The sequence below is a fragment of the Rhodocytophaga aerolata genome, from assembly GCF_030503435.1.
Classification (GTDB): domain Bacteria; phylum Bacteroidota; class Bacteroidia; order Cytophagales; family 172606-1; genus Rhodocytophaga; species Rhodocytophaga aerolata.
The window spans coordinates 107,105-118,764 of the sequence record NZ_JAUKPO010000018.1 but is presented as its reverse complement, the minus strand read 5'-3'; the positions used below and the strand labels follow the sequence as shown (position 1 = coordinate 118,764).

The 11,660-nt window shown below is 44.5% G+C and carries 6 protein-coding genes; 1 reads left to right on the top strand and 5 read right to left on the bottom strand.

Going from position 1 to position 11,660, the window contains the following annotated elements; all coding sequences use genetic code 11:
* Positions 1-17 precede the first annotated feature (17 nt).
* Positions 18-3,044, bottom strand: a complete 3,027-nt coding sequence (locus Q0590_RS24150; RefSeq protein WP_366970507.1) for a SusC/RagA family TonB-linked outer membrane protein — start codon at positions 3,042-3,044, stop codon at positions 18-20.
* A gap of 471 nt (positions 3,045-3,515) precedes the next feature.
* Here Q0590_RS24150 and Q0590_RS24145 point away from each other — a divergent pair, with 471 nt between their 5' ends.
* Positions 3,516-4,544 (top strand): LacI family DNA-binding transcriptional regulator, encoded by a 1,029-nt coding sequence (locus tag Q0590_RS24145; RefSeq protein ID WP_302040189.1) that lies wholly within the window; start codon positions 3,516-3,518, stop codon positions 4,542-4,544.
* Between the two features lie 147 nt (positions 4,545-4,691).
* On the opposite strand, the gene Q0590_RS24140 is transcribed toward Q0590_RS24145, so the two are convergent.
* The 4 genes from Q0590_RS24140 to Q0590_RS24125 all read right to left on the bottom strand — a co-directional run bounded on the left by Q0590_RS24140 (position 4,692) and on the right by Q0590_RS24125 (position 11,629).
* On the bottom strand, positions 4,692-5,546 hold the full coding sequence (locus Q0590_RS24140; RefSeq protein ID WP_302040188.1) for a DUF8428 domain-containing protein: 855 nt from the start codon (positions 5,544-5,546) through the stop codon (positions 4,692-4,694).
* Positions 5,547-5,966: 420 nt separating this feature from the next.
* Positions 5,967-6,818 carry a sugar phosphate isomerase/epimerase family protein gene (locus Q0590_RS24135; protein WP_302040187.1) on the bottom strand — a complete coding sequence of 284 codons (852 nt, stop codon included), beginning with the start codon at positions 6,816-6,818 and terminating at the stop codon, positions 5,967-5,969.
* A gap of 305 nt (positions 6,819-7,123) precedes the next feature.
* The gene (locus Q0590_RS24130) at positions 7,124-9,277 is read right to left on the bottom strand and encodes an outer membrane protein assembly factor BamB family protein (protein ID WP_302040186.1); all 2,154 of its coding nucleotides are present in this window, start codon (positions 9,275-9,277) and stop codon (positions 7,124-7,126) included.
* A gap of 189 nt (positions 9,278-9,466) precedes the next feature.
* Positions 9,467-11,629, bottom strand: a complete 2,163-nt coding sequence (locus Q0590_RS24125) for a DUF6259 domain-containing protein (RefSeq protein WP_302040185.1) — start codon at positions 11,627-11,629, stop codon at positions 9,467-9,469.
* Between the last annotated feature and the right edge of the window lie 31 nt (positions 11,630-11,660).

The following is an 11,660-nucleotide window of genomic DNA, read 5'->3' as shown; positions in this document are numbered from 1 at the left end:
AGTAGTATGTCTGAAGGTTAGAAGGTAAGTTGAACACCACCTATATACGATTTAGCCAGCGGATACACGCCATTGTCCACCCCAATTCGGGTATTGGTATTGCCAAAAGTATTTACTTCCGGATCAAAACCAGTGTAGTTAGTAATGGTGAATAAGTTATTGGCACTCACATAAATACGGGCATTATAAACAAACTTGATTTTAGGAAGCGTATAACCAAGGGTAATATTCTTTAAACGGATATACGAACCATCTTCCATAAAGCGGTCGGAAATAGGCAAGCGACCTCCCTGGAATCCACTTACAAAATCGTTGGTAGGGTTGGTAGGCGACCAGCGGTTGGCGGCTCCGGCAAACATATTCCGTTGCCCTAAGGGATTTTCAAATGTGTAACGGGCCAAGTTATAAATTTCATTGCCTTGAACGCCGGAGAAGAAAGCATTCAGATCAAAATTCTTATAGGCCATGTTAGTAGACAAGCCAAAAATAAAATCTGGGTTGGCATTGCCAGTAATGGTCTGATCATCAGCGGTAATTTGCCCATCGCCATTTAGGTCGGCTACTTTGGCACCTCCGGTACGGCTACCAGAACCTGGCAGAATCGGTTCATCTGTCTGATAGATACCATTATTTACATAGGTTTTGAAAATACCGATGGGTTGCCCTACCTGTAATACTGTATAATTATTTACTACAAATTCCTGTAAACCACCTTCCAGAGCTAATAATTTATTACGGTTAACCGTAAAGTTGCCATTTACACTCCATTTAAATGCTCCATCCAGAATGCGGGCATCTGCAGATAGTTCTATCCCCCGGTTTTGAATTTCGGCAAAGTTACCTGTAATGGTTCCATAGCCCGAAGATAAGGGCAGGCTTTTTACAAACAGTAAGTCATTAGTTTTCTTATTGTACACGTCCACAATAAAACTGAGCCGGTTTTTCAGCAGACTAATGTCTAATCCAATATCTGTCTGAATAGATTTTTCCCAGCGCAAATCAGGATTGGGTATCCGGTTAGGGCTAAGACCATTGGCATAGATGTGGTTCAAGCTATAGCCACTGCTGGATGCTACCGTAGCTAGAGACTGATAAGGCCCGATAGCTCCCGCATTTCCGGTTATTCCGTAACTGGCCCGTAGTTTTAGGTCGCTGATCAGCGTGATATTCTGCATAAACCCTTCTTCAATCACCCGCCAGGCAGCTGATACAGCCGGAAAAAAGCCATATTTATGATTTTTGCCAAACTTGCTGGCTCCGTCGTAGCGGGCCGTGAGGTCTAAGAAATATTTATCCCGGAAACCATAGTTAATACGGCCCATGTAGGAATCCAGGCGGTCTTTGCTTCGGTCGCTGCTAATGGTGCGGTCAATAGCTAGTTGTACTGCTTCGTTTCCCGTAACATCATTCGGAAATTTTGATGCCTGAATTGTGTTGCGGTTAAATTGGTTAGCCTGGGTAGCAAACAATCCGGTAAACTTCAGAGAATGTACGGCTGCAAAAGTTTTGGAATAGGTCAAAATGCTTTCGTGTAGCAGGTTTAGATAATTGCTGTTGGTTTTTTCGGCACTGCCTCCTCCGGAAGCTAAATCTACCTGGCTTAAGATAGACCTGGGCGAATAAGAGTCGAACAGGCGGTTTTCGATATCAATGTTGAAAGATGCCCGGTAGGTAAGCCCTTCCAAGAGAGAAAAGTCACTGTAAATATTTGCCAGAGTCCGTTTATAAGTCGTTTTATTTAAAATCGCTGCTAAGCCAAGCGGATTGGCTAATTCCCGGTAGGTACCGCCTGCTTGTTCGCCAAAAGGAAAAATAGAACCATCTTCCCGGTAAGGAACCAATACAGGTGGGGCCCCTAGCGCTGCTCCTACAATACTTCCGGTAACGGCAGGCCCATCTATACTTTCAGAACCTGTAGGTATACGGTCACTACCGTTATAACTGCCTACGATACTGGTGCCTATTTTAATGCGGTTATTGATCTGATGATCCAGGTTCAGGCGGATAGAATACCGTTTGAAATTCGAGTTAATAATAATTCCATCCTGGTTGAAGTAATTGGCAGACAGAGCTAGCTGTGTTTTATCACTGCCCCCGGTAACCGACAGCTGATGGTTCTGTATGGAAGCATCGCGCATAATTAAATCCTGCCAGTTGGTACCCTCGCCTAAAGAGGCAGGATTTGTATAGGGTGGGTTGTTTGCATAAATTTCATTTTCCAATTGGGCATATTGGGTAGCATTTAATACATCCAATTGTTTGCTTGCCTGCTGAATGCCGTAATAGCCTTCATACGTTACTCTGGAGGCTCCTGCTTTGCCGCGTTTGGTGGTAATCAGAATAACACCATTGGCTCCCCGGGCTCCATAGATAGCTGTAGCGGATGCATCTTTCAGGACTTCCACCGATTCGATATCATTGGGATTGATGCTGGAAAGCGGACTTACCTCATTTACTCCCCCGCCATTGGAAATTTGTATTCCGTCGATTACATAGAGTGGTTCAGAGGTTCCATTAATGGAGTTTGTGCCCCGGATTCGAACACTGATATTCCCACCAGGAGCAGCAGAATTTTGCGTGATTTGTACACCAGCTGCCCGTGCCTGTAAGCCTTGTGCTACGTTTACAACAGGTGTTTGGGTAATTTCGGCAGCTTTTACAGAAGCAATAGCCCCAGTTGTTTCTATTTTCCGTTGGGTGCCATAGCCTACTACCACTACTTCATTTAATGATTTAATATCCGGCGCCAGGCTTATATCAATGATTGTACGGCCATTGATGGCTACATCTTCGGTCACATACCCTATGTAGGAGAATGATAAAGTGCCATTGGAAGGCACTGAAAGCGTATAAGCACCATTGGCATCTGTAACTGTACCATTGGAAGTACCTTTAAGAATCACATTCACTCCAGGCAAAGGAGTACCTTCTTCTGTTACATTACCCCGGATGGTAATTTCCTGGGCATGTGCCTGTAAGAAGATGCAAGTAAGCATAGCTGTTAGGAATAGCATCTTGCAAAAATTAGGTAAAGAGTAGGACATAGGTATATAGGTTATAATAGGGAAATAGATCAGTGCATTGCAGTATTGGCAAAATCCTTAGATAGAATGCGTATTTAAATAATTCAATTTTATTATGATTGTCTGCTTTAAAAAAGGATAGCTATTCCTTCTCTTCTGCTAGGTATAAAACGGATAATAAAACAATGATAAATGCTGAATGTTGATAAGCAAGCAAAATTCTAACTTTTTTCAAGATATTTTTCCGGGAACATTCCCGGGAATGTTCCCGGAAAAATATATATTTGTATTTTATAAATTATTATTTGTAAAATGGTCAGATAATAAATACAATTAGGTATTTTATGAAGATATATAAATAGTTATATTTTACCTTTTGATAAGCGCCGGTATAACGAAATTCTGAGCAGGCCTGGTTAGTTATAAAGTAGTGTCTAACAGGAAGTCTGATTTACAAACTAATTCTACCAACAGCACACCAAATAAACTCCTATGAAAAGGCACCAGGTCACCATTATTGATATTGCCAAAGAACTTAACATATCTAAATCTACCGTTTCCAGAGCCTTGCACGGGCACCAGGATATTAATGAACAGACAAAGAAAAAGGTACTGGAGCTGGCCAGCAGACTGGATTATCAGCCAAATTTACTGGCAACAAGCCTGGTAATGAGCAAGAGTTATACAGTGGGCATGGTAGTACCGGAGTTTCTTACTCCTTTTTTTCCATCCGTAATTATGGGAGCACAGGAGGTGATGAGCAAAGCCGGGTACAATGTTATGATCTGCCAGTCGAACGAGTCGTATGAGATGGAGGTAGCCAATACAAAAGCGTTACTGGCCAGTAGAGTAGATGGTATACTAGCTTCTGTTACCCGCGAAACCAGAAACTTTGATCATTTTCAAGCCTTGCACCGCAAAGGAATCCCGGTTGTATTCTTTAACAGGGTATGTGAAGAACTGGAAGTTTCAAAAGTAATTGTGGATGATTACGAAGGTGCTTTTATGGCTGTAGAACATCTGATTACAACCGGCCGAAAGAGAATTGCCCATCTGGCTGGGCCAGATTCGCTGATCATCAGCCGTCGCCGCCTCAAAGGGTATATAGATGCTTTGCAAAAACATATCTTACCAGTAGAAGAGGACCTAATCATCCAGTATGACCTGACTCCTGAAAAAGCCACCATTTATGTAAAGCACCTGCTAGACCTGCCAAATCCGCCAGATGCCTTGTTTGCCATTAATGACCCTACTGCCATAGCCGCCATGTTAGTGATCAAGGATAAGGGCCTGCGGATTCCGCAGGATATAGCCGTTGTAGGATTCAGCAACGACCCAGCTTCGGCCTTAATTGAACCTGGGTTAACCACAGTAGCTCAACCCGTGTTTGATATAGGCAGAGAAGCAGCCTATTTGTTTTTAGAACAAGTAGATATAGATCTGGAAGAATATAAACCACAGACTAAAGTCTTACAAACTAAACTGATTGTCAGAGGATCATCCATACCTCATGCAGTGTAAGATCGGAGTTAATCAAACTGCCCCTTTTCAGATAACTGTGTTTCTAGTTTACCTGCTATATAGAGCAGATATGCTTACCTTTTGCCGATGCAAGGCCAAGGGGGTTGCGGATCTATTGCTCCCACAGGTGAGTGCCAGGAAAATGGTCTAGAAAAACCAGAAACTATCGCGGAACTGCACTTGCACTGAGCCCAGATATTTGTTTTGGGTGTATAGGTAAGCCTGATAGGTACCTGGCTTAATGTCGTCCGTTTCTTGAATAGTGAAGGTAACTTGCTGCCAACTAGCGCGGCTGCCCAAATCCACCTCTTTTTTAGCATGAACCGGAACCTTTGCTTTTCCTTCCGGACCTGGCAGCGTAAGTGTCTCTAGGGGAGAAGAAATGCCCTTGCCTTCCGGGTCCAGCAGGCTCAGAAACACTGTTTCACCCTTTGGCTTTCCCTCAGCTGCCGGCATAGTGAGTGAAATAGTGAGCCTGTTTACTTTTTTCGCCTTAGCCGTCTCCTTGCTATTGCGTTTAAAGGCTACCATCCGGAAGTTGTCTGCTGCAAGCTTTTGATTGGCCAGCCGCTTGAGGCTGTCTTGTAAGCTGGCTATTTGGGCAGTCAACTGCTCATTCCGGCTGAGCATGGCCTGTTGATCACTTGCTTGCCTATTTCTGCCCACTTGTGCCGGAGATAGATCGGTTACCGGGCTGCTTTTTCTGGTCCGCAGTTCCCATACCTGATTGTTTGCCTGCTGGAGTAGGCCATTCAGGTCTCCTACTTGCGCTTGTAATCGCCCATTTTGCTGCTCTATTTCTGCTAGCTTTTTGTTCAGGCGGTCTATATCTCCTGTTGGTGTAAGTAAGGAGGTTGTGAAGTCATCCTCCCTATCCTGATCATCTGCTGTTGTAGGCGTATTTGTTCGGTTCCAAAAATACACATTGCCTGCTGCCGACAATACTAGTAAAGAAGCTAGGATGCCTGTTACTATTTTTAATTTGGTTTTAGTCAGTTCCATAAATTTCCACCTTTCATCTGCTATCAATTTCTTATTTCTCGAAAGCTGCCAGTTGGCAAGCTCTTCTAGCTATTGCCTACGCAGATTCTACAGGTAAGTTACCAGCAAGACGTACAAAGCTGCTTTTAAAGGAAGCTACTTTGCCAACTAGAGGGTGTATTTTTTGCCTTCTCTACACTGACTATCTTATGATGATGAATTTTGAAGCTTACTAAACAGCTTCATTATATAAATTTATGAGGCTTCAGCAAGTTTATTGACATCTCGAATACCATTCTTTCAGGATTGATTGTTCGTAGATTAGTTACCCGGAAGGGGATATAATTTGTAACTGCATAGATTATCGCAGGTAACATCTATTTACTAACACAATTATACAATACCTTTTTTAGACGGTCTACTTTTCAGGGAAGTACATGATTATTTTCCGGCTGCATACCTTTTTTTATAGGCTTGCCAGGTATGTACCGATTTTTCGAGGTGTATGGATTTTTCCTGTTTGATATTATAACATTGCAGGCCTACCGGACCTGTGAATCCCATATCCCAGAAGGTTTTCAGGAAAGCATACGTATCATAATTTCCTTCTCCCAATGGCTTAATCAGGCTTTCCCATACTTTACCCCGGTCAGAGGAGGCTGGCGGATAGTCGGCTCCATTTATACTTAAGGCAAATACATAGGGTCTGGCTTTCTGTGCCCATATCTGCAAATTCTTATCGGGGTTTTCTCCACCATAGTACTGTGTAGCCAGGAAATGGGGTAAGTTGAAAGCCATACCAAAATTAGGCCGGTTTACCTTTTCGGCCACCCGAATGGCATCTTCTACCGTTTCCAGCCAGAACCAGGTATGCGGATACAGGGCAACTTTTAGCCCATACTTTTTAGCCAAATCCGCAATTTCCTGCAAAATAGGCACCGCTATGGCATCCTGTTCTGCAGAAGAAGGTTTGTGTTTTTTGCTGGTCACATATAGCCATGGCATGGCTTGGGTTCCCTGGATTTTTTTGAACACATCTTCCAGCCGGCGGTCGTAGGGAGCTTTTTCCTCATCCAGGTTTACTTCTACATATATCGTGTAGAGTTTGAGGTTATTAGTTAATAAAACCTCATAAAAGGTATCAAAGTTATCCAGACGGTTTTTCTCTACGCCATTAAAACCCATTTGTGCCGCCAGCTGCGCTTGTTTCTGATGTGTTTTGTAAACTGCCGTATCACTAATACCATTGTTAAATACAAAAAAGGGACTGCTTATGTGCTTTTGTTGTGCCATAACTGTCTGGCTCAAGGTAAAAACTAGCAAGCTACTAGCTAAGATCAGACGTAAACTCATATAAGATTTAGTTATATAGAGACAATTCCCCTGCAGATTACAGGTCAGTATCTTTATTTATTTCTTAGTTACTTTTTCATGTATGCCTGCCTTTACGTTACCTGACTATTGTTCTGGGTAGTACGACCTTTGTGCCTATAACCTGCGAGTTAACCGGATAGCAATCCTCCTGCATTTCAAGTTTTAGGTACCCGGCCCAAAATTAATAACTCATATCAATGTATGTTGTAAAGTACATATCCACGTCATTTGTCCAGGCTAAATGTGATATACCCACCCTTATAACCGGTAGAAGGATTGGGGCTTACAGCGATTGTGATACACTGTGCCTTATTTACCAGGTAGGAAGAAGGAATTGAATAGGCATTGCCGGGTAATTCTTTCTCCCACACCATTTTGCCTGTTGCCTGCTCAAAAGCCCGGAACTTCTTGTCTCCGGTGGCTGCTATGAATACTAGTCCGCCTGCTGTAGCAATACCACCTCCCCGGTTGTACATTCCCGAATTTTTAATTCCCTTTGCAGCCAGCTTTTCATCTTCTCCCAGTGGCACCTGCCAGAGTATTTCTCCTTTGTTGAGGTCAATGGCAGTGAGTGTACCGAAGGGAGGGTCAATGAGGGGAACTTTGTTATCGTCCACAAAAAAATTATATCCTGAAAATCCATAGGGCTCCCTGCTAGTTGATATGGCATCCTCACCGGAGGAAACTACTTTTACATCTGACCGCCCATCTTTCAGGTAGGCAATGATGGCATCAATCTGAAGTTGAGGCAAGTGTTGGAAAGAAGGCATAGGCTCAGCCCCTTTTTTAATGATACTTTCCAGTTGTTTTGCCGGATAGGTTTTTGTTTTCTCAGCTATATCCGGACCATAACTGGTGCCTTTTTTATCGGCACCATGGCAATTGCTGCAATTGATCTTAAATAAATGTTGGCCACTCAGCGCATTATTGGCAGACAACTCACTGATTTTATGTAATTTCAGAAACCAGGGCAGTTCCGTTGCATTCACAAATAAAATACCTGTGTTGGGGTTGAAAGAAGCCCCTCCCCAGTTAGCGCCTCCATGGGCTGCCGGAACCACCACCGATCCATTCAGGCTGGGAGGCACATATACCCCGGTGGTAAACTTACCAGCCTCCAGCCGTTGTTTTATGTATTGCTTGGACTCCGGACTGAGCCCTTTATAGTATTCTTCTTTATAACTCTGCCTGGTGAAGGGGGCAGGTTTTGTAGGAATAGGTTGGGTAGGCCAGGGTTTCTCTCCGGGCATCTCACTTGCTGTAGGCACAGGCACTTCCTCTATAGGAAACAAGGGCTGTCCGGTTTGCCGGTCAAAGACAAATACATAACCCATTTTAGTAACCAGAGCTACCGCATCTGTCATTTTGCCCGCATGTTGAATGGTAACCAGGTTAGGCGGAGAGCCATTGTCCCTATCCCATAGGTCATGGTGGGTAGTCTGAAAATGCCAGAGGCGCTTGCCGGTTCCCGCATCCAGGGCAAGCAGGCAATTGGCAAACAGATTTTGCCCTTCCCGGTCGGCGCCATAAAAGTCAAAGGAGGGGGAAGCCGTGGGTACATACACAATTCCCCGGTCTTCATCCAGCGCCATACCTCCCCAGCAATTGGCTCCTCCATTTTTTTTGCGTGCGGTAGCAGGCCAGGTATCATAGCCATATTCTCCCTCTTTAGGGATGGTGTGAAATATCCATTCCAGCTTACCTGTGTGTACATTAAATGCACGGATATCTCCCGAAGTGGAAGGCAGTTCGTCGGGCACTTTGCAGCCCACAATGAAGAGATCTTTATAGATAACGCCCGGTGCATTGCTAGTCACATGCACACGCTTGCGCATGGCAGGATCTACGGAGAGACCAGTATAGAAATCAACTTTTCCTCCTTCTCCGAATGCTTCCATCAATGTTCCATTCTCTGCATTGACAGAGTATAGGGTAGAGCCAAACACAAACAAGATGGCATCCTGCCTTCCGTTTGTTCCCGGTACATAGGTAGCACCCTTTGTCCAGTTATTGATCTCAGTGCTGTCGGGTTTAAATGACCAGATAACCCGGCCGGTGGCTGCGTCTAAGGCTTTGAGTACTTTGGAAGGCATAAACACAATCATTTTTCCCCCAACTATCAACGGGTTAAAGAAAATACCCGAACCGCCCGCTGTACTGTCCTCAAGATGCCATACCTGTTTGAGTTGGTTGACGTTGCCAGCGTTAATTTTGTCCAGGGGCGAAAATTTACTGTTTGATGCATCATACCCATAATGAGTCCATTGACCACTTTCAGGTCTCAAAACTTTTACTATGTCAGAAAATAAGTAGGCGCTTAACCCAATTCCTGCTAGTATACAGAGGGTAATAACAATGGATTTTGCAGATAGGCTCATATGCTCGAAGGTATATTCTTCTGTTAAAGTCTGGCTTTTAGAAGTAGTTTTTTAAATAATAGGCTTTTCAATGAAAGTAATATGTTACATAAGTATTCAGACATGAAGATTATCTTCTGCCTTCAGTTAGGCTTGTTGCGGCTGTAGCCAGTATAAAGTTCTGCCTGGGTATTTTCATTAGTTGTGTTTTTACTTTTTCTTAACCACAACTACTACCAGAGCATGTTTACCCATCGTTATGTTCACCGTCTCTTTTCCTGCTTTTAATTCTGCTGTGCCCACCGCACCATAGGTTTCGTAGCTGTAGCCCTGCGGAATGGTAAGAACGGTGTTGGCGGAGGAGAGATGATGCTGTGTAAACACGATGGCTGCCTGGTTGTCCTTTTCAAAACGGCTGGCATCTACTTCGGGGTTCGCATGAGAAAACCCGATGGCATCCGTATATTTTCCTACCAAAAGCAGGTGTTTGAAGCGGTCTTTTAATTGGTTAACTTTTGCCAGGTACGCCTGGTAATGGGGCGTTTCGTCAATCAAGGCCCGGCAGCGGTAAATCTCCACATCGTTCCGCAAACCTCGCAGTACGGTATGGTTCACCCGCCGTTCAATATCGGTATCATCCCGGATATCCCGGTCAGAGACAATGATTTCCGGAAAGGTATAGCGGAACCATTCCATAAAGAACACCGTGCGGGGCTTTTCGCCTTTCTGCTCCCAGCCAGGATTGAGTATGGCTTTGCAGGCTGGAGGACCGTACCAGTGGATATAATCCGATTGCATGGACGTAACATCGGTGAGTACTTCTATACCCAAAGCAATTTCTTTGTCTTTCGAATCCAGGTAATCATGCATCAACCCCATTACTTCGGCTTTGTCTGCAACCGTACGCAGGTTAGGCATGGCAAACTCCCCTGTTAAATCCCAGTCCGGATTATCACCCATGCCCATCTGGTCATAAAACACAGATTTAGCGCCATAGGCAATGGTCTGGTCGGCCATTTTTTTGAGTTCTTCCTTCCATTGAGGTGTCCGGAAATCAGCCACGGTAAAGGTTCTGGCATCGTAAGAACCGGTAAAGGTTCCCGGTCCTCTGAAACGGTAAGCATCATTGACTTTAGAACCTGTGTTATCTTTAATAGCTATTTTTTTGCCCATGCCGCTGCGGTAATACTGGGAGGTTTTGTCAATTAAGCGGCCGCTGTAATACCATATTACCGCTCCGCCATCTTTCTGAAACTCGGCAATCTGCTTTTTAAGCACCGCTTCCCCTCCCTGTGTTGGGTCTGCTATATAATTGGGGTAATCGTTGTCGTGGCCCTCTTTGTGCCAGCCGTGGGCAAATACGGTATTGATGCCTACACTCTCCCCAACTTTTTTCACTCTCGTACTTAAATCTGTGTAAGGAAACAAAATTTCGCCGTACTGGTGCTTCATAATAATTCGCTGCCAGCCTTTCATTTCCTTTACCCATTGCGGAGGCTCCCGGTGTTTCCACCAGGTGTTTGCCCAGGTTCTATACAGCCTGGATGTTTCGTGCCAGGTGCCCTGGTAAGGTGATACAACATTCACATTACTTGTCCAGGTTTGCCCGCTCACACAGTTGGGGTATTTATACATACCTGCTTCCAGCTGGTCGAATACAAATTTTTTACTCGGATACAGGCGCAAGCCATGTCCGGTATCTTCAAAGCTGGGGTCGTGGCTGCCGAAGTATAAGCCGCCTGTTTTGCCTACAAACGCATAGCAATTAGCGGAAGGACCGCGGGGGTATTTTACATCCCGTTGCAGAAAATCCTGGGCAGGCGGATAGTAAGGTGGCCAGGCGGCATTGGCTCCTTTCACCAGGCTTATTACATCCGGAAACAACTGGCCGCCATACTCAGTGGTAAGCAACTGATGATCCTCTGGCAGCTGGCAATTGCCCACCAATGGATACTGTAATTCCCGCACAATGCTGTGTTCTTCTTTATTCTGAAGTTCGGCAGCAAACCGCACCTGGTCGTTTTCCAGCAGAATAGTGAGTTGCAGGTTGATATTTACCTTTTCCCGGCGGCCTTTCAATCCGGTATAGCTGATGAGTAACTGATTTGCCTGCTGCTTCACCTGGGGCTGGTTATTGGCAGCTATGACTTCATTGTCTTTCCAGTCGGGGCGGTCGTAGTACAAGCGCCATATAGGTTTCCCTGAGGCATAGTTGTATCCGGTTTTTAGGTTTTTCAGGCTTTGTAGATTTCCCTGGTTATCAATAGACACCTCAATATTTTCATTTTTAATGGTGAAGGTTGACTGGGCATTTATCTGGGGAAAACAGACAAAGAATAATAAGCTTGAAAGTAAAATTTTGTTAATCCACATAGGCGGCAGGAGTTGAAACGTATTAAATGAA

Bases quoted from the DNA above. Each gene is read 5' to 3' on its own strand.
- Q0590_RS24150 (WP_366970507.1), bottom strand. From the start codon at position 3,044: ATGTCCTACTCTTTACCTAATTTTTGCAAGATGCTATTCCTAACAGCT.
- Q0590_RS24145 (WP_302040189.1), top strand. From the start codon at position 3,516: ATGAAAAGGCACCAGGTCACCATTATTGATATTGCCAAAGAACTTAAC.
- Q0590_RS24140 (WP_302040188.1), bottom strand. From the start codon at position 5,546: ATGGAACTGACTAAAACCAAATTAAAAATAGTAACAGGCATCCTAGCT.
- Q0590_RS24135 (WP_302040187.1), bottom strand. From the start codon at position 6,818: ATGGCACAACAAAAGCACATAAGCAGTCCCTTTTTTGTATTTAACAAT.
- Q0590_RS24130 (WP_302040186.1), bottom strand. From the start codon at position 9,277: ATGAGCCTATCTGCAAAATCCATTGTTATTACCCTCTGTATACTAGCA.
- Q0590_RS24125 (WP_302040185.1), bottom strand. From the start codon at position 11,629: ATGTGGATTAACAAAATTTTACTTTCAAGCTTATTATTCTTTGTCTGT.